This is a genomic window from Bacteroides caecigallinarum (assembly GCF_016902295.1).
GTDB lineage: Bacteria > Bacteroidota > Bacteroidia > Bacteroidales > Bacteroidaceae > Phocaeicola > Phocaeicola caecigallinarum_A.
On record NZ_JACJLQ010000013.1, the window covers coordinates 1 to 20,175 of the forward strand.

Consider the following 20,175-nt stretch of genomic DNA (forward strand, 5'->3'; position numbering starts at 1 on the left):
TCCATACAAATCTGCAGCCATTTACTTGTCTTATTTTCCATGTCTCACAGTATCGGGAGCGTGAAAATTTGAAGCCCTTTGAAATTGTCACGATTTCACAATACAAAATGTTACTTTCCCACGCAGAAAGTGCTATATTTTAATAATTTATTTTATATCAACGATTTATATATGTATATGTGTTTGTTAAGGGACAAACTGGGGACAAAAATTGGGGTAAAAAATGCAAAAAAGAACAAGTATAGACATTGAAATTGGCTCTTCAGTCCTGTTTGATTCAACTGATTTTTTTTGTAAAGTTAAAAATCTCTGATATTACTTAAAGCAATTTTGTCCCCCGTTCATTACTAATTTTGTCCCTGGGGACAAAACTTAAATCTGATTGAAAAAAATAGAAGTTTAGTTTGGTTTTTGTATATCTTATCAAGTTCTAAACTAAACGATTTTTGCAGCCAAAAGAAATAAACTCTCTTTTCCCTTTTTATTTTTTCGCTGCACCCCTCTTTTATACGGGAAGCATCTTCCGATACTCCGCACACCGACTTTCGGCCTTCCTGATAAGAATTATGTCGCGAAGGTATATGTCATGCCACATTGTTCACAAGGTCAAGTCTGCCGATTCTTACCAAAATCTCCACCTCGGTTTCACTGAGGTTGTATTTTGCTGCGAAACCTTGCCGGAATGTTCCATGACACCTTTTGTTGCGCCAAAATTTTATCAAGCCCGAAAGTAGCGGATGCTACCAGAGGGAAGACAAAAAACTTAAAATATTGAGATTATGGCAAATTACGCAACAAACAATTTCTTCGCACAGACGGAGAACGAAAAAGACCTTATTACGATTGAACAGTTCATAGAAGAGAATTTCTGTGATAACTACATTGCGAGACATGGACAATGTGTCGAGAGCGAGTTTTACTCCAAATGGGAGTGTCCGGAAAAAGAGATGAATGAACTTATTTCTTTATTGGAAGCTCCAAAGCAAATTTACATTAGCATACATTCTTATGAGCTTTCAAATGAGTATGTGAGTTTTAGGACATTTTCAAACGATGAATGGAAAATCAAGTAAAGACAGTCTTATGTACGAGAATAATGAAGAACAGTCCGACATCATAGGTAAGAGCTGTACCTTGCTTAACCCGTACAAGGGTTATACGGAGGGAACTGTTGTCGGCGATTATGGTGATAGAATCATTGTCTCCCTGACCAGTGGCAAAGAAATATCCGAGTACCGGGATGAAGTAATCATTTATGAATAACCTAAAAATATACTTATGACACCGATAGCAAAAAAATTTGTCCAGTGGGAAGTGCCTGCACTGGAGACATTGCAGAACAGTCGTGCGTACAAACTTCGTGAGAGCCTCAATAATGGCGGCAAGTTGAGCCGTGAAGATAAGAATTGGATTACACGAGAAGTAAGAAATGGAACCTATTTCAATAGAGGTATCGCATTAAGGGGTTATTACTTTAACTTCTCTGATGTGCTCAAACGATATTTCGTCAAACAATACGGCCATATTTTCGAGTGTTATGCCGTCGATAAAACAGCTTTGCGCTCAGCTCTTTACGGCAGAATTGAAACTATTGTAGAATTAAAATAAGACAGGAATAATGGGAAAATATCAATTTTATCAAGACCGTAAGGTTACAAGTTGGGAACGTGATTATTTCACGGTGGAAGCGGCAAGCTACAAAGATGCGGAAGCCATTGTCCGTTCATGGAAGTGTGAGGATGTTTCTAATATCATTGACAGCCGTTTGTGTTACGACGAATGGCGTGCGTTGGCCGACACATCGGAATGTATGTTCCCGGACGAAAATGGCGGCTGTCCGACAATCGAGGTATATAATTCTAAAGGAAAAGCTATTATAAACAATGCTCCTGAAAAGTCTTAATCAAAATAAATAGCCATGAATATAACGATAGAACATATCTTCTGCCCCTATTGCGACGAAGTGATAAACCTGTATTTTATAATTATGAACACGATTCTCTTTTCGTGTAATGAAGCTGAACTTCGCACAAGTATGGAACGTCTAAAGAAAAAGACCAGGTTTGACGAGTATTTCACATACGGCTTTGGGGCACATCATCTTTGGATATGCCAGAGGAAACCGAGCGATAAAAACAAGGTCTTCGAGCATCGCATCATGATTGCCCGTTTCTGACCTTGCTGTATATGTATAGGTAAGGATGGATTGCATTTTCTGGATTATTCAAGGTCATATTCTCAATACGGCGTATTGAGAATATGTACCTTCGATACTTTTTATCATGGCTATTTTCCGGGGGCAGGGATTCCTTTTTTATTTTCTTTTGGCTGCACCACACCCTTTTATAGCACATTCCATTCGCTGCGGAGCGACCCTCATGCTTTTGCCCGCAGGGGGGGTATTCCTGCCCGCTTTCCTGCCTGCCTCCTGCTTCCCATTGCAGCCGGAACAGACGCCTGCCGGCTGCTTTACGCAAAGCCGGCTGTCGAACTTCCGGTCATGACCCTCCACGCAGGGCTTTTTGGCCTGCCATTGGCTCCTTTTTGCCGCTTCAATGTCAAGGGTGTGGCTGGCCTGCCGACTTCATGCCGGCACTACGGGGAGAGTGTGCCTGCTTGTGTCTTGCGGACACGTCCTTCCGAAGCCCGTCGCTTCGTGTTCTACTTTTTCACTACTGCTTTTGGCCGAAGTCACAATCATTTTCCGCCGCAAAGATAGTATGCGGTCGGGAGCGGCTTGACAAGCCTTGACCAATGCACAGCTGTACAAATCTTCCTTTATCGGGCCTGCGGTTTTGGGAGACCAAAAATAAAGAGTATTTGCTGGCAGTCCTTGGTGCATCCCTTTGCGGCACCTACTTTTTGGGGCATCGTAAAATTGATTTGTTTAACTTCTAAAAGCATTGAATTATGAAAAAGATTGAGAACACATTCACAGTGACAGGTTTCGTAGGTAAGGACGCTGAAATCCGCAGTTTCACCAGCGCAAGTGTAGCACGTTTCTCCCTGGCCGTAGGCCGTCAGGAGAAGTCCGGTGATCAGACCAGCCGGATATCCGCTTTCCTGAATTTTGAAGCGTGGCGCAAAAACGAGAACAAAGGGTCTTTCGACTACCTGGCCAAAGGTACCTTGCTTACCGTGGAGGGCTATTTCAAGCCCGAAAGATGGACAGACAAAGACGGCATCGAGCATAATAGCATCACGATGGTAGCTGTCAAGTTCTACCCGGCAGCGGAAAAGGAGGAAGCTCCTGCGGAACCGGCAGCGAAACCGAAACGGGGCAAAAAATAACCTCCTGCTTCCCGGTCAAAAGCGGCCTTCGGGTCGCTTTTCTTATGCTCATTGTTATTCTCTTCGAGCCTGTTCCTTTTATACTGCATCCATGCCGGTCCCGCCGTCCATTGATTTTCCTGTGCAAAGTTAAGCCGGGCTGGAACCGTCAAGGCGCGGCTACATTTGTGGTTAACAACCATCAACTCGCAAGCTCGTCAATACTTCTTGAACACAAATGCAATCGTCATGGACTGTCCGCTTCCTCCTTGCCTTGTTCCCTCCTTTCCGGCTTGTATCCTGCACATAAAATCAAATCCCGTCGGACGAGGCGAAACCTCCGAAGAGAGGGAAGAAAAACAAACAATTAAAATCATATCAAATGGAGACAATTTACAGCTTCAAAGGATGGGTAAAAGCAATCATCGACAATGAAAACGCAGAAGTTCTGTGTCAGTTGGAAGAAAATGGGGTCGGCAATATAGGGAAAAAGACTCTGGTCGAAATGGCGAAAGCGCAATTTGAACACTGGAAAGAGTTTTGTCAACTACTTGACACAGAGAGTAGAATAGCGGTGCATGTTTGTGTATACGGCAATGACATTCTACCCAACGGCTTACTTTGCCGGAAAGAGCACGAATGTGTCTATAGGGACTTCGTTAAAATTGAGCCGCACAGGAAGAATATTAACTTATAAAATTAAAAGACATGAAACAGATTATTTGGTCGAGCGAGGACAGGTTGGATGATAATGCAAGAGAAAGATACCAGGAATTTCAGCGTGAGGTGCAAGATGACAACACTTACATTGTCAGTGAAGAAGAATGGGCGGACGAGGTGTACGGCTATTTGGATGACGAACGGCATAACTTGAACAAGCACATTGACGGCGTTATCATGGTGTTTGCCGATTTAGGGCTGTGGTATGGCCGGAGGCAAGGCTACCAAATACTGGGCAGCAATATCGCCGACATATTGCACTCCCAATGTGATGAAGCCGAGTGGTACGGTGATGGTTACAACATTCGGGGGCGCATGATTCACCATGACGGAACAAACTATGTTTTGTACCGTATAGCCAAAGACAGGGACGAAGCGGAACGCATTGCCGCCAAAATCTACAGTGGGGAAATCGACGAGGAAGGCTTTCGCCGGAGAACCCGCTCCCTCTATCCGTATGTCGCCGATGTTTACGGCTGGAAGACCAGAAACCGTAAAAAGTCCGCGTGAGAATGACAAACATGGCAATGAATGCCGCAGCCGTCTATGGGATGTGTTGCGGCATATTCCTTTCATTCTGCATGAAAGACCCTTTTGCGGGCCGGGCAACCTGTTCTGACTCATCCGGACTAACCTTTATATATCTTTCCCTTTTCTATTATTCTCTGTACACCTACCTCTATAATCCGGACCGTAAGCCGTCTATTGTTTCTGCAAATTTCGATTGCCGCCTGTCAGTCCGCTCAAGGACCTCCTTGTTTGCTGGCGAAAAATCTTCCTCACCGTCTCCGCTGGCGAGCGTATTTTTCGCAGCATCCTTGTTCTTGGACTGGTCGCCAATCCTCGGGCAGAAAAATAAACAGCCTTCCGGTACAGGATTGTATCAGAGGGAAAAAAATCAAACTTAAAATTGAAGCATTATGACATTCAGAGAATTTATGAGCGAGAACGGCTACACGGTACAGACAACCTTTTGGGAAGATTTCACAATAGCCGACCGGTTTGGGCTTTCGGCTATCCGGGACACATACAACCGTGCTTTCAAGGAGTGGAATGAGAACTACAAGTTTCTGACCGAATTGGTATTGGTTCTCAATCACAAGATTTGGCAGCATCACAAGAGCCACCCCGAAGTCGCAGCACTTTACAATGACCTATGGAAGCAGGCAGACCTATACGCGGTCGAAAATCTGAAAGATGACGAGTTGAATTATTTTTTTGAAGTAACGGATTAAACAGATATTAAAATAGAAAAGATATGACAAAAGAAGAAGTTTTACAGCATGACAAGAAGTTTCGCTATATGCTCCTGTCCCGAATGCAGTCAGATTGCGAGTATTATCTGAACTATGGCAACAGGAATCCAAAACGCCTGTGGGCTGGCGATGAACAGCGACAAATCGAGTACATGATACTGTTGCATGACAGTTTCAAGGAGGATGAGAAACCGCAATGGCTGACAATGGATGAAATTATCGACTATCAAAAGAGAATGCTTGAGCCTGTCGCCTGATGCGAAAAGTAGCTGCAGCCGTCCTGATGGTGGCGGCTGCGGCATTTGCTGAGGTCTATCCCAACTCCTTTTTTATCGGCCACCGACATTCACTTCTGACATTTTTATTTTATTCAATGCCATGCGGCATAATAATTTATGAAAAGGTTTTATGAAAAAGAAGTATATCCGTCCCAAAGCATTGTGAAATTTAACGGATGTGCAGATACTGATTGCCTGCTCCGATTTTACCAGCTCGCCACACTCAATCTTGATTTCAAGAAATAGATGCCTGTCGTCTTTTTCAATTTGTATGTGATTGGTGGAGTTTTCCGTTATAAGGTCGTTAAAGCCGTTACTGGCTTTCAGCCCGAACCTTTTTACAATTTTATTCCGGATATTGAAAAGCAACCTTACAAGAGGAGGATAGTCGGAGAAAATCATGTCGTACACCTCCTGTGCCGTAATCTGCTTTTTCGTACATACACTTATCGAATATTTGTCTATGTAATCCATTTTACTGTTTTTTATTGCAACATTGCACGTTTATAATTTGACAATACATTTTCTATTCGGTCAAAAAACATTCCCCATCAATGTCTTTAATACGGATGACAGGAATACCCGTGCCATCCTCGAACTGTAGAACCCCTTTGTCCGGCTCTACACTCTTGACAATCCCGGTCGCCGTATGATAACTTCCACCCTCTTTCTTATCATCAGGCACAAAATAAGTAACACTAATAGTCGGCTTTTCATCCAATGATTGCAGATAAGCCAGCTTCCTGTTCAGCACTTCAGCATCACTTTCGGACAGTTCCTCTTCCGCCTCCGTCAGCCTTGCGGCCTCTGTGATGGCCGAATCATGTCCGGTCAATGCGGCAAAGGGAGCAAACTGGGCAGCACGGTTATACATGGACATCTGCGGATGTCTTTCGGAAACATGGTGCGGCAGGTTGATGATGTCGTCGTATGGGTGATTCATGCTTTGTGCCCTCCTATCTGTTCATTACGTTCCTTGGCAGTGGCGCCCTCTTCATAATTCAGTCCTTTCAGAATGGCGTTCTTACCGAACTGTTTCTTGATGTTCAGAATGGCCGTCTGTATTTGGCGCTCCTTGGCAAGCCTTTCCTTTTCTTCCCTCTGTTTCCTTTCCAGCGCTTCATAGTCTGTGAACAGGTCATACTGCACCGGAGACGGATTCTTGGCTGCCGTTTCTTCATCGACGACATGGTTCGTGGTCAGGTTGATGCGTCTCACCAGCAGCTTGGGATTGACAATCCGGTCGAAAAGTTCCATGACGGCTTCTGATATGAGCCGGGCGGATGATGTCGGGCTTTCAAGGTTGGCCGTGCCATGTGCGTGCTTCGGGACTTTCCGGCCATAGTAGTCGGTCGTTACTTCACCCTTATATGTTGTCCGTGCATCTTCATTGGACAGACTGGCTGTATCATAGCCGATGGTCAGCACGAGCTGGTCTGTAACCATCCTTTTGTCAAGCAGGTCGAGAGCGGCGCTTTCCGCCATTTCCCGGACTACCACACGGGCTTTCCGTACCGTGTATGGCTCCTGGAGCACCTGCCCGCTGCTGAACGAGTTCGTTGCCGGCTTATAGGCTTTTATAAATTCCATCGTGCAAGGCTCCCATCCCCAGGCATGGTCTATCAGCAGCTCTGCATTGACGCCAAACAGCTGATACAGCACCTCCTCGTTCCTGACGGACTGCCTTGCGATGTCTCCCATCGTGTAGATGCCGTATTGCTCCAGTTTGCTGGCTATGCCTTTTCCCACACGCCAGAAATCCGTCAGCGGTCGGTGCGTCCACAGCTTCCTGCGGTATGTCATCTCATCCAGTTCCGCTATGCGCACACCGTCCTTGTCCGCTGGGATATGCTTGGCCTCGATGTCCATTGCTACTTTGCAGAGGTACAGATTGGTGCCAATCCCTGCGGTTGCCGTGATGCCAGTCTGCCGCAGTACATCGCCGATCATTCTTCTTGCCAATTCGTGTGCCGTGACTCCGTAGGTGGACAGATAATCCGTTACGTCCATGAACACTTCGTCTATTGAATATACATGGATGTCCTCCGGGGCAATATAGTTGAGATATATCTTGTAGATGCGCGTGCTGTGCTCGATGTAATAAGCCATGCGGGGCGTAGCGGCGATATAGTCCACCTCCCAGTCCGGATGAGCTTTCAGATCAATGTCCGACACAGATTTTCCTGTCAGCCTGTATCCCCTTGAGTTTCTTCTGCGCCCGGCATTGACTTCCCTTAATTTCTGCTCAACCTCGAACAGCCGGGCCCGGCCGGGAATGCCGTATGCTTTTAGCGAAGGACTGACGGCAAGGCAGATGGTCTTTTCCGTCCGGCTCCTGTCGGCCACGACGAGATTGGTCGTGAGCGGGTCAAGCCCACGTTCCACACACTCGACCGAGGCGTAGAACGACTTCAGGTCAATAGCTATGTATGTCCTGCCTGTGTCCTGCATGTCTGTCTTGCCAACGGGTTATCGGTCTCTCCGGTAATCAGACTTCCTGAATCCGCCCCACAGCCCTTTAAGGATTTTGCCTACTACCCAGAACACGGCTATAATCACCAGAATTTCCATACTCTTCTCTTTTTATATAACCATATAATTATGCACTTATATAATTATGATTTTATATAATTATATATTATAACAATATCAATTCTATAACTCATTGAGGCTCTCCTCATTCTCCTCAATGTAAGTCATTATTATTGCGGCTGCAAGCGACCTCAAAGGAATATTACGGTGTGCATTGAGGCGGATTAGTTCAAGCCGTTTCTTTACCTCTTTGGGAAGCCAGATGGCAAATCCCTGCTCGCTTATGCCGGTATATTTTGCGAGGTTTTCCTCAAAGGCTTTCTTGCCTCTCTTGCGGCGTTTTGTCTCCCTTTCTGCGGCAGGGTCGCCGTTCGCATCCACGACGGGTTCTTTATCCTTGCCTGGTGTCGTTATGCCCCGCACGATGTCGTCCAGTCCCATGTTCGCAAGCGGGTTGTCTATTTCCGGTCTGCTGTTCTTTGCCATAGCCTTTATTTTTTAAGATCAAGTTCCTCGATGATTTTATTGAAAGCCGGTTCAAGCAGTTCCGTCTGGTTTTTCTCCAATGGGTACAGCGTGGAATATCTCTTTATGGCCACGCTCTGCCTCACCATCGGTGTAACGGTGCCGATCAGCCCGAGATACCCGATGGTCTGTTCCCGTTGCCGTATCTCTTCCGCCTTCCTCTCGGCCGCGTTGATTCGGTTGGGGATGAAAATCAGGCCGGCTGATGACACAGACTTCAAAGCCTTGACGAATATGCCTGTGGCGTCCACAGTGTCCGCGTCGAAAGATATGGGTACTATTGCCGTATCCGCTGATTGGTAGATGTATGCCAGGTTGCGGTCGTTCAGGTTTCCCGGACAGTCTATCAGTACGATACCCGGCACTTCTTTCAGTTTGCCCATTACCTGCACGAGCCGCTTATGGTCGGACGTGTCAAGCATCTCCACGTTCCACGGAATCTGCGCGTCCGGTGCGGCGTCCTTTTCACGTTGGCGGTGACGGAACAGCGATGCCTGAAGGTCTGCATCTATCACAAATGAGGGGAAGCCATGCTCTATAAGATGATTTGCGAACAAGGCACAGAGGGTCGTCTTGCCAACGCCTCCTTTGATGTTGCTGAATATGACAATCTTGTTTTTCATGTCCATGCGAATTTATGCTATATAATTCACCTACAAAGATACAAAATTATCGGCTCACAGCAAAGGAAAAACAGTTAATAATTATATATTTATGATTTTATATATTTATATAATTATATAGTTGCATCTATTTCGTATCTATTTGTATATCAAATATGAAGAATGTCATATAGTGAAATTGTACAAGAATGAATATAAGGTGATTGAATTCATTTTATATATAATTATATAATCACACGATAGAAGTCATTTCCGTCTGAAGGCTTTTCAACAAGGTTGTAGTAATTCAGCTCCTACTTACCACCTTGCATTTGAAGCAATCCGTTCACATCACCATTCCCGATATAAGCCAAGCATCTCCGTATCTTCTCGGCAGACCAATTCCACCATTGCAGCGTTTCAAGTTCCTGTATCACTTCTTCATCGAAACGCTTCCTTATCGGTCGGGCAGGAACACCGCCGACTATCGTATAGGGCGGCACGTCTTTCGTAACAACGGCACGGGCGGCTATGATTGCCCCATTGCCGATGTGAACACCAGCCATAATCACCGCTTCATAGCCTATCCACACATCGTTGCCTATCACGATGTCACCTTTGTTGTCCCAAGCCGTTGCCACGTCCGATTTCTCCAAATCCCAGTCTTCATAAAAGAGCGGGAAGGTGTAAGTGGATAGGGATTTTAAGGTATGGTTGGCACAGTTGAACAGGAATTTCGCGCCGCAGGCAATGGAACAGAACTTGCCGATTATCAGCCGCTCGTGGTTGATAGGGTAATGGTAAAGCACATTATTTTGCTCGAAAAGCAACGGGTCGGACACAAAATCATTATAGATGGTATAGTCTCCCACCTCGATAGACGGGTCTTTCACGACGGCATTCAGGTACACGGTCTGCGTGTCGCCTGCGCGTGGATATATCTTTTTCATTATGACGTTCTGTTTTTAATAGTGTTTATATTTCAGATAAATGACAGAAAGCAAGCCGAGTAATATCACATACAGATATTCTGCTGTCCAATAAACGGACAATGACGTGCTGAAACAGCTTATGCTCCACAAATAAATTTGATAAGCCACGATAGTTATCAGTTGGAAGATAAACGTCATGCGTGTCGCCCCCGTACCTGTTACGCTGTTCATATAGACATAGCCGGGCAAGGCAAAGATGTAGTTCAGCAACATGACCACAAACGGCAAATGGGCAATCTGCATCAGAGCTGTGCTTTCCGTATAAATACCGATAATCGGACGATAGAAAATCACGGCAAGGATGACCAGCGGAAAGCCGATGGCATATCCCAAACGGACAACACAGTTACATAGCGGGATGACCTGTCTCTTTTGTCCGGCTCCCAACAAATTGCTTACCAGCGAACCGGTAGTAGCCGCCAGCGAATTGACGATGACAAAGAACACCGTCGAGACACTGCGTATGACATTGGTAGCTGCCAGTTCCATTTCTCCCAAATGCTCGACAGCTACGAAGAAAGCAAGCCACGAGGCCACTCCGATAAACGAATGGAACATGCTCCAAACGGACACCCGGCAGACATGTAGCAATACAGCTTTGTCAAAGCTCCAAGACAAGCCATAAAACCGTTTATCCATTTTACGTAAAGCGTGAATTGCCAGTACCGCCAGCGAACACGCTTCGGCAAAAGATGACGCGATGGCTGCACCTGCTATCCCCATGTCCCAATGAAATATGAGCAGCCAGTTGCCCGGAATATTTACCAATACGGCTGTCAGAGCCGCCATGTTCAAGGCTTTTGTACGGGTAATGCCGACCAAGAAAGAGCGCAAGGCAAGGAACGGAAAAGAGAACAACAGTCCCCAAATTCGCCCGTCCAAATAATCAATCACGGCATGATAGACTTCCGCAGAAGTAATCAGCCTACTTAGAATAATCGGAGAAAGCAGTTTGGAAAACAGACATAAAAAGACAGCAAGTCCCGACAGGAAAAACAATCCTTGAAAGAATGTTTTTCCTGTTTCGGAATAATGCCGCTCGCCGTTGCGCCGTGCAATAACAACCTGTAAACCCAAACTGAAACCAAAGCCGAGCATATAGATAGCCAGATACCAAATCCCGGCAAGGGCGGATGCCCCCAATTCTATTTCTCCCACATGCCCTAAGAAAATGGCATCGGTAATATTGATAAGTTGTTCGATAAGGATACTCATCATTACAGGAAAGTTAATGAGCCAAATATGCTTATATGTATAGTTCATTGTTCAACTTGATAGGATGCGGCAAGTCCTGCTGCACAAGGCGGCATGATACATCGCATAATTATGAATTTGGAATAATGGCAAAACAAGATAGGACAAACCTGTTATCAGTCTGTCCGTTACTGAATAGCTATGACAAAATGCTATCCGTTAAGCGCAGCTATATGCACACTTGCCATTTCATACGGGTTGAACAATCTTTGTTTTTAATATCCAAATACAAAGGTAGTAAAAATAGAAATGGTTCGATACATTTCTGTATTTTTATAATCTTCCGTTATCATTCCATTCTCCGTAGAGAAGTCCTTTTCGGGTATTTTCTATGAATTTGTTCAGGCGACTTTCAAAAAGTTCGGGTTGATTCTTCTTGATTTGGATAGTATCAATTCTGATTCGCTTATATAAGTCAGGAAATTGGCAGAAGTTATTCCACACTACCGGATCGGATTGTAGCCTTTGTAATATTTCCTCGTCTATGATGAAACCATCAGGCGACATATCCGGTAAAACGGCTCTTCCGGCATCAGTCATCAATCCTAACCGCTCCATTCTACGGCATCTTTCCTTGTTAAGCTCGGACCAATTGCTCTTCGGTTTTCTGGGACAAAGTTTCTGGGCTGTTACATCATCTGATATTTTCTTAGTTGTGCTGTCAATCCAGCCGAAGCATAGGGCTTCTTCTACAGCATCAATATACCAGAAAGTATTGTCATCTGTAGGTCTGCCACGTTTCACGACTACCCAGCATTCTTTTTCCGTTTTATGGTTCTGTATTAGCCATTCACGCAGCTCTGTTCTTGATTTGGCATCCAATAAATTATGAATTTCCATTGTCGTTTATTGCTTCAATTTGCATTTTGCAATGTTGGCCTCCCTGTAATATGGATTCGCAAATAGTTACCCGAAATGCCTTGTCTTTCCATAATGAATGCAGGACGTAAAGAATGCTTTGCCGGGAGCATTCACAGAGCATAGGTGTAGAAACATAGCCTTGATTGTGCAGGCCGCAGGTACATTCCAGAAAATACAGGTTATAAACAGAACCTTTCTCTATCGTTTCGCATCTTACACCGGGCAATTTATTGGCTTTAGAGAAAAACAGGTCAAGGTCTCCAGCCGCCTGTTCATACAAGTCTTTATAAATTTGAAGCGTGCCACATTGTACACAGTTTTTACCACACTCATGGAAGAACGTTTCCCTTTGCCCTTCCGTCAGTTTGGCGATGCCTTTCTCAAATCCTTTGAACCAATCGGATAATTCCATATAATTTGGTATTATATTACTCACCCTGCATCTTCTGTCCCCTTTTTCCGTCTCGGCCCTTTGGTCCGGCCTCTGTTCAAATCGACGTTGTATTTGTTAAGAATGCGAAATATCGAACTTCTGCTGCTGAATCCGCTGACATTGGCAATGTCGTCCATAGAATAACCGGCATTGTACATATCTACGATGGTTCTTTCCCGTTCAGTCCGGGATAAAGTCTTCACCGTCTTGGCCGGAGATTTGATGTTCTTTTGGAGCAGCATGATATGGCTGGAAGATTTCCGCAATGCGGCTATTTCTTCCGGAAGGGCTCCAATCATTTCAAGAACCTCCGCTGCCGTAGTTTCCTTGAACAGTTCATTACGGCTGTCAATTCGGTCATGGATGGAAATCAGACGCACGACCTTGATCCTGCACATCTCTATGCAGACGGCAAGTTCCCGCACCCCACGAACCGCGTTACTGAACTTCGATACCACAAGCTCGTCGCCCCGGTCAAGGGCATTCATGAGCTGTTTCCATTGCGGACGCATCAGTTCATGGTCTGTCTCTTCCTCAATCACCTGTACACAGCCGAATTTCAACATCCATTCCTTATCGGCCTCGTATGAGTCATAGTGATTAGCCTTGAATATGTATCCAACTTTTGCCATTGTCTTATGCTGAAAATAATAACCGATGCAAAGATAATGTTTTTTGTTTGTCTGAAATCATACTCCGACATATTTATTCTAAAAATCGTATTCTGAACTTACTTTTTCTTTCACTTGTTTTCATTGGAAATCATATTGTTGAATATGAATAAAAATAATTATCAAAATGCGGTTTTATATCGCGTTTTATGGCAAATATTGTATAGTTTTGTGTCGTTTTTAGTCTGAAATTGCAAGATGATAGATACAAAATCATATTCAAAATCAAGGTCTCTTTTGGCCGGGTTGGTTGCCGCATCGGTAGCCATGTTCCTGTCCGTATCTTGTAGTAACGGAAATGGCAGTGCCGAATCGTCAATGAAAGAAGATCCTGCCGGAACATACGGAAAGTTCCTAAGTGAAATCAGAAACATGGACAGCCTCTCGACGGAAGAGCTGGCAATTAGTATCAACCGGTGGCAGTCCCTCAAGGATTCCGTCTTTTTCTATGCGACACAGAACACTTCCGGCAATCCCCATTCCGACCTGTACGGTAAATGCAACGAGGTTCACGATTCTCTCCACACGGAGTTCACCCGTCTGGCAGGGTCAGCACCGCGTTCCTATCAGGACGTGTTTGTGCTCAAGGAAAGGACTTCTCCCTATTGCGACGACAAAGAACTGGCAGACGCGGCAGACAGTATAAGGCCTTTTTTTGTTTCTCTTGACAGTATTCCGCCCCTTGCCATTGATGGCAACGGCATTCGTTCAGCGTACCGCCGGTTGCTTGCCGGGACATTGCAGGGCGGAATACATAATCTTACCGACTTGAAAACATTCATCAGGGACGAGGATGTCATGTTCCGCACCTTTCTTGCGCACCTTGACGGTCAGACCGAAGAGGATGTGTCGGATTTGACAAAAGACACGGAACGGTGCTGTTCGTTGGTTTTCCTCGCTGCGGAGAAAAAGGAAATATCCTACCGGGATGCGATGATATACATGGCCATGCGTACCAACCGCCGGATTATACAGAATGCGGTTGCCTGCCTTGATGACATCCGCGAGGACAAAGTAAAATCCAAGGCGCAGGCATTCGGATATGCGTGCATGATACTGCAGCCCTACATCTCGATGGACGGCATTTGTATGGCCTTGCTTTCCGGATACGAAAAAGAGAAGTTGCGCCACATTGCGGAACAGACGCCTGCGGCTTTTACCCGGCTGGGAGATGTTCTGCAGTCGGACAATAACGGACTGGCGGAACTGCCCGGCACGCTGATGGGGATATACATCCGGACATTATGAACGAAACACAAACAGACATGAATATGCTACGACATTTTCTGAACGATTTCCTTTCTTTCGTCCCGTTGCAGTTGCCGCAGCTTCTCGATGTGACGACAATGGAGGAACCGCAGTTCTACGGAGACTATGTACTGCTTACATTTCCTCTACGCGACACCTACGAGTTGGAAGAGGTAATGGACATGTTCGAGGACGACATGGAACTGATTACGCTGTACCACCATATCCCGATGCCGACGGAGCAGTACGGGCACAGTACCTGTGCGTACTCCAATCCCGCATTCGGGCAGATGTTCAAGATGAACGCTAAGACCGATGCCGATGGCAGGGTCAGCTGCGTTTTCGCCACTATTTACGATTCGCTCGATCTGATGTACGGCGACCTTTGCCTTGATCTCAAACTGCATTCGAAAAGTGGCACATTGAAATACAGGAGGAACAAGGAAGACTTATTGATGGATTTTATATGAGAAATACATTGTACCGACAGATGGTGTACTGGATCAATGCACACAGGACATGGATTGAGGTGGCCGATGCCAGCCTTTACAGGGAGCACGTCATCGCAAGGAGCGACAGGACAGACTACCTCGTTTCCCGCACGCTGGTCCTACGGGCATTCAAGCCGAACGGAGGCTGTGCCGAAGGCACCGTGTGGAACATTCCCGAACACGATTTGGACAGGGCGTTGGCCACATTGCGCAAGCAGGACAGGCAGTTCCGTCAGCGAATCAAGAAAGCCGCCATGTATCTCACGGCTCCAGATGCAGAAGCCATCATACTGTTGGCCACACACGGCATTGTACGTTTGGAGCTGCTTGAACAGCCCATACATTTGACATCAAAGCCATCCTACCTATGACCAGCCTTCTATTACAATTTGTATTCATAGTACTGCTTGTCATTCTGCCGATGGCGTTGTACAGGAGCCGCCGTTCCTTCATGGCAGTATTCTACCGTGCCATGACAGACAATGCCCAGGCCCGCAAATTCTACACGCAGGTGCTTGTGGTCCTGTTGCTCCTTTTCCATTATGTCTATACGACCGGACATCCCGGACAGTTCGGCACGGTATTGTCTGCCATCGTATGTGCCGCCATGTTCTCCGCCAGGAGGACGGACAGATGGCTCCGCAAGCTGCTCGACCGTCCGAAGGCATTTGTCGCCTGCGGCGTCTTCGCACTGGCTGTATGTATCGTGCCGCAGTTGTTCACCCTGTCCGCTACCGTCTCATATATCCTTCTGGCAGCCCTGTTCTATCCCTCCGGCAGAGTTCTGGCCGAATGGGAGGACCGGGACAGGAGACTTTACCTGTCGGAACATCCGGATGAGATGTCCGACATCTACCATTGCAATCATCACGCGAGGCTGCCATGATAATGCGGACAGAAGCGGCCTTATTTTATCCGCACAATAGTCAATCACAAAAAACAGAATGAAGATGAAGAATAAAGAAGAAATGACCGCAACCATATCGACATGTATCGGTCTGTTCGACTTCCTCAAGGAAAAGGTCGGTGAACGCAAGACAAGGACGGAAGCCTATTGCGACCTGTTGGACAAGTCACTGGCAGGCTTTGTTTCCCCTTTTTTAAGAAATCAGGATTTCGAGCTCAGGCCGAGGCAGTGCCATGTGACCGTTTCAGACCTCGCAACCGAATGGCGGTGGCACAGGGCCACTGTCCGTTCCTTTCTGGATACGCTGGAATCATTCGGACAGCTGGAAAGGACGAAACTGCCGAAAAGCATGGTCCTCACCATGCACCTGCATGATGGCAGCCATGCCGTACCCGATATTGTACAGGGAACCGCAGGCATTGTCCGACAGTTGAACGGAATCCTGTCCGAATGGATAAACGGCAGCATCACTTCCGATGACGCCGGTATTGCGTGTGGTCAGATTGTACACCAGGCCATCACCGATGCCGGACTCAAGTATGAACTGCCGGAAGACGACTGCCGTGTCACCTTGCAGAAGTTGCCGGAGAGAATGAACGCGCGAGTGCTGGAAATCCACACCGCCGCTGTGGAGTGCATCGTCCTTGCTGCCCTGCGGAAAGTGTTGCGCCGGTCGAAGCCGGAAGAAAGCATGAAGCTCATGCAACACTTCTGTTTTGATCTGGGAGCAAGCTGGCCGTCATTCATTGACCTGTCAAAGACCCTTGCAGAGCAAATTCTGAACTCAGGGAAAGAAAAGGACATCGACCACGACGACGACCGTCAGCTGCTCCTTGACGACCTTCACGACCCGTTCCTGTCGGCTGCGGCGAAAGCCCTGGAGAAATCCGCAGGTGCGGACTGTCGAACCCCATTGTATAACCACGGATAATCCGTCCTTCAGCCGGCGTAGCCGTCCTGCCGTTTATAGCAGGCATCCGGGCTTGCCCGTCTGCCACCAAACAAAGGGATGGGGAGCCTAATACCCCAATGACAGGAGCCATTGGGAGAGATGTCCAGGCAGGCAGCAAGCTGGGACATGAAAGATTATCCAATGCAACAGAAGAAGCAGTATGACAAATGCAAAACAGGTTCTCGACGTTCAGGTCTCCAAAGGCATCACCACCGCCCAAAGTAACGAACATCTGCGTAACCGCAGTGAGAAGGCGGCGGAATATGCCATGAAGAAAGGTAACTACGACCCGACAAGGGAACATCTGAACTTTGAGATAGTAAACGGCAAGGTGCGTCCTGTGGACAAAAGCCGGAGTATTCCGGATAGGATGGCCGACAGTCTCCGTCAGCGGGGTATTAAGGACCCGAACGAAGGACTGGTGGAACCCAAGTACAGGACGGTGGTCAACATTATCCTCGGCGGCTCCCGCGAACTGATGCGGCAGCTTGCCTTTGGAAAGCAGGATGTGGATTTCGAGCAAGGAGCGGATAACAGCCGAATCGTCAGAAAGCCGGAAATTGAACAGTGGGCAAAGGATGCCTATAGATTCATCTGTGACAAGTATGGCGAACAGAATATAGCGGCGTTTGTTGCGCATCTCGATGAACAGAATCCCCATATACATTGTACACTTCTGCCAATTAGGGACGGCAAGTTTGCATACAAGGAGATATTTGCCGGAAAGGACAAATACGAGTACAGCGCAAGAATGAAACAACTGCACAGCGACTTTGCAGAAGTAAACAGGAAGTGGGGACTTTCCAGAGGCAGCAGTGTCTCAGAAACAGGTGCTCGTCACAGAACAACCGAGGAATACCGTCGTATGCTGTCGGAGGAATGTACGACCATTGAGGAACAGATAGCCCGACACAAGGAAGTCCTTTCGGATCTCCAATCGGACATCCGGCTGGCAGAGCGCAGGGTTAAGGGTCTGACCTCTATGGTGGAAAATCTTTTGAAGAAGCAAGCGGAGAAAGAGGCAAGGCTCGCCGTTCTTGAGGACGAATTGAAAGAGCACAAGGGCGATGCCGCTGCCATATCAGCTGAGACGGACAAGCTGAAAAAGGAGCTTGCCTATATCCAGCTTAAACTGGCAGACAAACAGGATAAGCTGAAGCTGGCTGACCGACAGCTGTCCGACCTCAAAGAGAACATGGATGCCATTCAGGAGAGGACAGAACATCTCAAGGAAGAAGCCTACAAATACTCCCGTGATGTCCATTCCAAAGTGGACAGTCTGCTCAAGGATGCGATGCTGGAAAATATGGTGAATGAGTTCCGTGACCTTTCGGCACGGATGACCGGCCCGGAACGGCAGATGTTTGACGGCACTCTTGTACAGTCCATAGCGGAACAAGGGAAAGAGGTCATGCACTGCGCCACCTTGCTATTCCTGGGCATGGTCGATGATGCCACCACCTTTGCCGAAACACATGGCGGAGGCGGAAGCAAGAGCGACCTCAAATGGGGACGGGACGAAGACGAGGACAACCGTGCATGGGCTCTCCGCTGCATGAGGATGGCAAGTCGCATGATGAAGCCTGCAATCGGCAGGAAGCCCAAGCGTTGACCGGCATCCCTGACCCATAAATCAAAAGAATCAACCAATAAAGTATCAGATTATGACGAAACATATCATTTTGTTCTTTGCGGCACTTTGTTCGCTGCACAACCATGCGAATGCTGCACCGTCGGACAGCGATACTGTCCGATATGAAAGTTTCAGTAACGGCATTGAAATGCTACGTCCGATGCAGCCCTCTTATCTTGACGGAGTGGTAGTCCCGACACGCAAAAGCGGCAACTGGTTTGTCAGCCTGTCCGGAGGGGCATCGGCGTTTCTCGGCACGCCGCTCGGCTGTGAAGACCTTTTCGGGAGACTCAAGCCTTCGTACACTATAGGTGTGGGCAAATGGTTCACACCGTCGGTCGGCGTCCGTGTCAATTACAGCGGGCTGCATTTCAAGGACAGTCAACTGTCCACACAGGAATATCATCATGTCCATGCGGATCTGATGTGGAATCTGCTCGGAAACAGGTATGCAAAACAAGACGAGGTTCGCTGGGGGCTTTCCCCGTATGCGGGTCTCGGACTGCTGCACAATGCGGACAACGGACACAACCCTCTTGCCATATCATACGGCATACAGGGCCAGTACCGCATATCCAGGAGAGTAAGCGTCCTGATGGAACTTTCCGGGACGACCACATTCCAGGACTTCGACGGATACGGGAAAGCGAACCGTCTCGGAGACCACATGCTCTCGCTGACGGCGGGATTCTCTTTCAGCATCGGCAAGGTCGGCTGGAAACGCGCTGTTGACCATCGCCCGTATGAAAGGCGCAACGAGTGGCTGACCGGCTATGCGAACACCCTGACAGAACGGAACAGGCAATATGCCGGAAAGCTGGACAAGGAAAGAAGGACTTTGGACGAGCTGAAGAAGATTCTCGAAATAGAAGGGCTGCTTGACACTTACGGACATCTGTTTGAAGACATGGAAGCCGATGACAGGAGGTTTCCCGTAAACAATTACAGCGGACTGAACTCCCTCCGAGCCCGGTTGAAGAACCGTCATTGGGACGGCAACTCGCCCCTTGTAACAGAAACGGGTACAGACAGTCTTCAGGGCATGAATACGGACAGCATCTGCAAAGTGGGAACGGACAGCCTGCCCGGAAAACGGAATGCGGCAATCAACCGCCCGGACACTGTTTCCGCAGCCGGTTATTTCGCCCTCATGCAGCATGGAGACGAATGTATAGGCTCTCCGGTCTATTTCTTCTTTGACCTTAACACCGCCCACCTTACGGACTCTCTGCAAAAGGTCAATCTTGACGCGCTCGCTCATGTAGCCAAGAAGTATGGACTGTCTGTGAAAGTTGCGGGAGCGGCAGATAGCGCAACCGGCACAGCTTCCATCAACAATGCGTTGAGCACAGCCAGAGCCGATTACATTGCCGGTGAACTCATCAAGCGTGGCTTATCGGCAGAAAGCATTACCAGAATGTACGAGGGCGGCATATCGTATTATGTACCGAACGAAGCCAACAGACACACGAAAGTAGAACTTTATTTCAGATAAGTAGTCTTTTTGTTCATAAGTGAAAACAACTTTTTCATTTTTTGAGAGCCTGTCC

The 20,175-nt window shown here is 47.2% G+C and carries 28 protein-coding genes; 18 read left to right on the forward strand and 10 right to left on the reverse strand.

Going from position 1 to position 20,175, the window contains the following annotated elements:
* Positions 1–779: 779 nt before the first annotated feature.
* The 11 genes from H6A27_RS05845 to H6A27_RS05895 all read left to right on the forward strand — a co-directional run bounded on the left by H6A27_RS05845 (position 780) and on the right by H6A27_RS05895 (position 5,503).
* The gene (locus H6A27_RS05845) at positions 780–1,073 is read left to right on the forward strand and encodes a hypothetical protein (protein WP_087397954.1); all 294 of its coding nucleotides are present in this window, start codon (positions 780–782) and stop codon (positions 1,071–1,073) included.
* Between the two features lie 10 nt (positions 1,074–1,083).
* On the forward strand, positions 1,084–1,263 hold the full coding sequence (locus H6A27_RS05850) for a ribonuclease P (RefSeq protein ID WP_087334759.1): 180 nt from the start codon (positions 1,084–1,086) through the stop codon (positions 1,261–1,263).
* Positions 1,264–1,278: 15 nt separating this feature from the next.
* Positions 1,279–1,608, forward strand: a complete 330-nt coding sequence (locus H6A27_RS05855) for a molybdenum ABC transporter ATP-binding protein (RefSeq protein WP_087397953.1) — start codon at positions 1,279–1,281, stop codon at positions 1,606–1,608.
* Between the two features lie 10 nt (positions 1,609–1,618).
* Positions 1,619–1,903, forward strand: a complete 285-nt coding sequence (locus H6A27_RS05860; RefSeq protein WP_087397952.1) for a hypothetical protein — start codon at positions 1,619–1,621, stop codon at positions 1,901–1,903.
* A gap of 15 nt (positions 1,904–1,918) precedes the next feature.
* A complete protein-coding gene (locus H6A27_RS05865) occupies positions 1,919–2,176 on the forward strand; it encodes a hypothetical protein (RefSeq protein ID WP_130054488.1) in 258 nt (85 codons plus the stop codon).
* A gap of 734 nt (positions 2,177–2,910) precedes the next feature.
* Complete coding sequence (locus H6A27_RS05870; RefSeq protein ID WP_087397948.1) at positions 2,911–3,291, forward strand: single-stranded DNA-binding protein; 381 nt, start codon at positions 2,911–2,913, stop codon at positions 3,289–3,291.
* Between the two features lie 361 nt (positions 3,292–3,652).
* Positions 3,653–3,967 (forward strand): hypothetical protein, encoded by a 315-nt coding sequence (locus H6A27_RS05875; RefSeq protein WP_087397947.1) that lies wholly within the window; start codon positions 3,653–3,655, stop codon positions 3,965–3,967.
* Positions 3,968–3,978: 11 nt separating this feature from the next.
* A complete protein-coding gene (locus H6A27_RS05880; RefSeq protein WP_013616431.1) occupies positions 3,979–4,500 on the forward strand; it encodes a hypothetical protein in 522 nt (173 codons plus the stop codon).
* 2 nt (positions 4,501–4,502) lie between these two features.
* Positions 4,503–4,898, forward strand: a complete 396-nt coding sequence (locus tag H6A27_RS15125) for a hypothetical protein (RefSeq protein WP_087397946.1) — start codon at positions 4,503–4,505, stop codon at positions 4,896–4,898.
* 12 nt (positions 4,899–4,910) lie between these two features.
* Positions 4,911–5,225, forward strand: coding sequence for a hypothetical protein (locus H6A27_RS05890; RefSeq protein WP_072544739.1), 315 nt, complete (start codon positions 4,911–4,913; stop codon positions 5,223–5,225).
* Positions 5,226–5,248: 23 nt separating this feature from the next.
* Positions 5,249–5,503 (forward strand): LPD11 domain-containing protein, encoded by a 255-nt coding sequence (locus H6A27_RS05895; RefSeq protein WP_013616433.1) that lies wholly within the window; start codon positions 5,249–5,251, stop codon positions 5,501–5,503.
* A gap of 72 nt (positions 5,504–5,575) precedes the next feature.
* Here the strand turns inward: H6A27_RS05895 and H6A27_RS05900 are convergent, their stop codons facing one another.
* From H6A27_RS05900 to H6A27_RS05945, 10 genes are all read right to left on the reverse strand, one after another.
* Positions 5,576–5,998: a DUF2867 domain-containing protein gene (locus H6A27_RS05900; RefSeq protein WP_013616434.1), complete on the reverse strand. Its 423-nt coding sequence runs from the start codon at positions 5,996–5,998 to the stop codon at positions 5,576–5,578.
* Positions 5,999–6,050: 52 nt separating this feature from the next.
* Positions 6,051–6,467, reverse strand: coding sequence for a hypothetical protein (locus H6A27_RS05905; RefSeq protein ID WP_013616435.1), 417 nt, complete (start codon positions 6,465–6,467; stop codon positions 6,051–6,053).
* Entirely contained in the window at positions 6,464–7,975 is a 1,512-nt protein-coding gene (locus H6A27_RS05910) for a Y-family DNA polymerase (protein WP_087397945.1), read from the reverse strand. The genes H6A27_RS05905 and H6A27_RS05910 overlap by 4 nt, the downstream gene beginning before the upstream one ends.
* 204 nt (positions 7,976–8,179) lie before the next feature.
* A complete protein-coding gene (locus H6A27_RS05915) occupies positions 8,180–8,542 on the reverse strand; it encodes a hypothetical protein (RefSeq protein WP_013616438.1) in 363 nt (120 codons plus the stop codon).
* 5 nt (positions 8,543–8,547) lie between these two features.
* Complete coding sequence (locus H6A27_RS05920; protein WP_087397973.1) at positions 8,548–9,204, reverse strand: ParA family protein; 657 nt, start codon at positions 9,202–9,204, stop codon at positions 8,548–8,550.
* Positions 9,205–9,497: 293 nt separating this feature from the next.
* On the reverse strand, positions 9,498–10,133 hold the full coding sequence (locus H6A27_RS05925; protein ID WP_229057185.1) for a CatB-related O-acetyltransferase: 636 nt from the start codon (positions 10,131–10,133) through the stop codon (positions 9,498–9,500).
* Between the two features lie 15 nt (positions 10,134–10,148).
* Positions 10,149–11,438, reverse strand: a complete 1,290-nt coding sequence (locus tag H6A27_RS05930) for an MATE family efflux transporter (protein ID WP_087397943.1) — start codon at positions 11,436–11,438, stop codon at positions 10,149–10,151.
* Between the two features lie 264 nt (positions 11,439–11,702).
* Positions 11,703–12,269 carry a YdeI/OmpD-associated family protein gene (locus H6A27_RS05935; RefSeq protein WP_087397942.1) on the reverse strand — a complete coding sequence of 189 codons (567 nt, stop codon included), beginning with the start codon at positions 12,267–12,269 and terminating at the stop codon, positions 11,703–11,705.
* A complete protein-coding gene (locus tag H6A27_RS05940) occupies positions 12,256–12,702 on the reverse strand; it encodes a hypothetical protein (RefSeq protein WP_087397941.1) in 447 nt (148 codons plus the stop codon). Before H6A27_RS05940 ends, H6A27_RS05935 begins: the two co-directional genes overlap by 14 nt.
* 20 nt (positions 12,703–12,722) lie before the next feature.
* Positions 12,723–13,355 carry a recombinase family protein gene (locus H6A27_RS05945; RefSeq protein WP_087397940.1) on the reverse strand — a complete coding sequence of 211 codons (633 nt, stop codon included), beginning with the start codon at positions 13,353–13,355 and terminating at the stop codon, positions 12,723–12,725.
* A 237-nt stretch (positions 13,356–13,592) separates the two neighbouring features.
* Here H6A27_RS05945 and H6A27_RS05950 point away from each other — a divergent pair, with 237 nt between their 5' ends.
* The 7 genes from H6A27_RS05950 to H6A27_RS05980 all read left to right on the forward strand — a co-directional run bounded on the left by H6A27_RS05950 (position 13,593) and on the right by H6A27_RS05980 (position 20,120).
* Entirely contained in the window at positions 13,593–14,642 is a 1,050-nt protein-coding gene (locus H6A27_RS05950) for a hypothetical protein (RefSeq protein WP_087397939.1), read from the forward strand.
* A 17-nt stretch (positions 14,643–14,659) separates the two neighbouring features.
* Positions 14,660–15,112, forward strand: a complete 453-nt coding sequence (locus H6A27_RS05955) for a hypothetical protein (RefSeq protein ID WP_072544728.1) — start codon at positions 14,660–14,662, stop codon at positions 15,110–15,112.
* Positions 15,109–15,504, forward strand: coding sequence for a hypothetical protein (locus H6A27_RS05960; RefSeq protein ID WP_013616450.1), 396 nt, complete (start codon positions 15,109–15,111; stop codon positions 15,502–15,504). Before H6A27_RS05955 ends, H6A27_RS05960 begins: the two co-directional genes overlap by 4 nt.
* The gene (locus tag H6A27_RS05965) at positions 15,501–16,019 is read left to right on the forward strand and encodes a hypothetical protein (RefSeq protein ID WP_185150407.1); all 519 of its coding nucleotides are present in this window, start codon (positions 15,501–15,503) and stop codon (positions 16,017–16,019) included. The genes H6A27_RS05960 and H6A27_RS05965 overlap by 4 nt, the downstream gene beginning before the upstream one ends.
* Before the next feature lie 64 nt (positions 16,020–16,083).
* Positions 16,084–16,971 carry a hypothetical protein gene (locus H6A27_RS05970; protein WP_087397972.1) on the forward strand — a complete coding sequence of 296 codons (888 nt, stop codon included), beginning with the start codon at positions 16,084–16,086 and terminating at the stop codon, positions 16,969–16,971.
* Positions 16,972–17,152: 181 nt separating this feature from the next.
* Entirely contained in the window at positions 17,153–18,604 is a 1,452-nt protein-coding gene (gene mobV, locus H6A27_RS05975) for a MobV family relaxase (protein WP_087397938.1), read from the forward strand.
* Between the two features lie 52 nt (positions 18,605–18,656).
* Complete coding sequence (locus H6A27_RS05980; RefSeq protein WP_087397937.1) at positions 18,657–20,120, forward strand: OmpA family protein; 1,464 nt, start codon at positions 18,657–18,659, stop codon at positions 20,118–20,120.
* Positions 20,121–20,175: the final 55 nt, after the last annotated feature.

What these genes read in the sequence shown, in the direction of transcription:
- H6A27_RS05850 (WP_087334759.1), top strand. Translation starts at nt 1,084, where the DNA reads ATGTACGAGAATAATGAAGAACAGTCCGACATCATAGGTAAGAGCTGT.
- H6A27_RS05955 (WP_072544728.1), top strand. Translation starts at nt 14,660, where the DNA reads ATGAATATGCTACGACATTTTCTGAACGATTTCCTTTCTTTCGTCCCG.
- H6A27_RS05855 (WP_087397953.1), top strand. Translation starts at nt 1,279, where the DNA reads ATGACACCGATAGCAAAAAAATTTGTCCAGTGGGAAGTGCCTGCACTG.
- H6A27_RS05950 (WP_087397939.1), top strand. Translation starts at nt 13,593, where the DNA reads ATGATAGATACAAAATCATATTCAAAATCAAGGTCTCTTTTGGCCGGG.
- H6A27_RS05970 (WP_087397972.1), top strand. Translation starts at nt 16,084, where the DNA reads ATGAAGAATAAAGAAGAAATGACCGCAACCATATCGACATGTATCGGT.
- mobV (WP_087397938.1), top strand. Translation starts at nt 17,153, where the DNA reads ATGACAAATGCAAAACAGGTTCTCGACGTTCAGGTCTCCAAAGGCATC.
- H6A27_RS05940 (WP_087397941.1), bottom strand. Translation starts at nt 12,702, where the DNA reads ATGGAATTATCCGATTGGTTCAAAGGATTTGAGAAAGGCATCGCCAAA.
- H6A27_RS05860 (WP_087397952.1), top strand. Translation starts at nt 1,619, where the DNA reads ATGGGAAAATATCAATTTTATCAAGACCGTAAGGTTACAAGTTGGGAA.
- H6A27_RS05845 (WP_087397954.1), top strand. Translation starts at nt 780, where the DNA reads ATGGCAAATTACGCAACAAACAATTTCTTCGCACAGACGGAGAACGAA.
- H6A27_RS05890 (WP_072544739.1), top strand. Translation starts at nt 4,911, where the DNA reads ATGACATTCAGAGAATTTATGAGCGAGAACGGCTACACGGTACAGACA.
- H6A27_RS05915 (WP_013616438.1), bottom strand. Translation starts at nt 8,542, where the DNA reads ATGGCAAAGAACAGCAGACCGGAAATAGACAACCCGCTTGCGAACATG.
- H6A27_RS05935 (WP_087397942.1), bottom strand. Translation starts at nt 12,269, where the DNA reads ATGGAAATTCATAATTTATTGGATGCCAAATCAAGAACAGAGCTGCGT.
- H6A27_RS05965 (WP_185150407.1), top strand. Translation starts at nt 15,501, where the DNA reads ATGACCAGCCTTCTATTACAATTTGTATTCATAGTACTGCTTGTCATT.
- H6A27_RS05910 (WP_087397945.1), bottom strand. Translation starts at nt 7,975, where the DNA reads ATGCAGGACACAGGCAGGACATACATAGCTATTGACCTGAAGTCGTTC.
- H6A27_RS05920 (WP_087397973.1), bottom strand. Translation starts at nt 9,204, where the DNA reads ATGAAAAACAAGATTGTCATATTCAGCAACATCAAAGGAGGCGTTGGC.
- H6A27_RS05930 (WP_087397943.1), bottom strand. Translation starts at nt 11,438, where the DNA reads ATGAACTATACATATAAGCATATTTGGCTCATTAACTTTCCTGTAATG.
- H6A27_RS05900 (WP_013616434.1), bottom strand. Translation starts at nt 5,998, where the DNA reads ATGGATTACATAGACAAATATTCGATAAGTGTATGTACGAAAAAGCAG.
- H6A27_RS05895 (WP_013616433.1), top strand. Translation starts at nt 5,249, where the DNA reads ATGACAAAAGAAGAAGTTTTACAGCATGACAAGAAGTTTCGCTATATG.
- H6A27_RS05875 (WP_087397947.1), top strand. Translation starts at nt 3,653, where the DNA reads ATGGAGACAATTTACAGCTTCAAAGGATGGGTAAAAGCAATCATCGAC.
- H6A27_RS05980 (WP_087397937.1), top strand. Translation starts at nt 18,657, where the DNA reads ATGACGAAACATATCATTTTGTTCTTTGCGGCACTTTGTTCGCTGCAC.
- H6A27_RS05905 (WP_013616435.1), bottom strand. Translation starts at nt 6,467, where the DNA reads ATGAATCACCCATACGACGACATCATCAACCTGCCGCACCATGTTTCC.
- H6A27_RS05945 (WP_087397940.1), bottom strand. Translation starts at nt 13,355, where the DNA reads ATGGCAAAAGTTGGATACATATTCAAGGCTAATCACTATGACTCATAC.
- H6A27_RS05865 (WP_130054488.1), top strand. Translation starts at nt 1,919, where the DNA reads ATGAATATAACGATAGAACATATCTTCTGCCCCTATTGCGACGAAGTG.
- H6A27_RS05960 (WP_013616450.1), top strand. Translation starts at nt 15,109, where the DNA reads ATGAGAAATACATTGTACCGACAGATGGTGTACTGGATCAATGCACAC.
- H6A27_RS05870 (WP_087397948.1), top strand. Translation starts at nt 2,911, where the DNA reads ATGAAAAAGATTGAGAACACATTCACAGTGACAGGTTTCGTAGGTAAG.
- H6A27_RS05925 (WP_229057185.1), bottom strand. Translation starts at nt 10,133, where the DNA reads ATGAAAAAGATATATCCACGCGCAGGCGACACGCAGACCGTGTACCTG.
- H6A27_RS15125 (WP_087397946.1), top strand. Translation starts at nt 4,503, where the DNA reads ATGACAAACATGGCAATGAATGCCGCAGCCGTCTATGGGATGTGTTGC.
- H6A27_RS05880 (WP_013616431.1), top strand. Translation starts at nt 3,979, where the DNA reads ATGAAACAGATTATTTGGTCGAGCGAGGACAGGTTGGATGATAATGCA.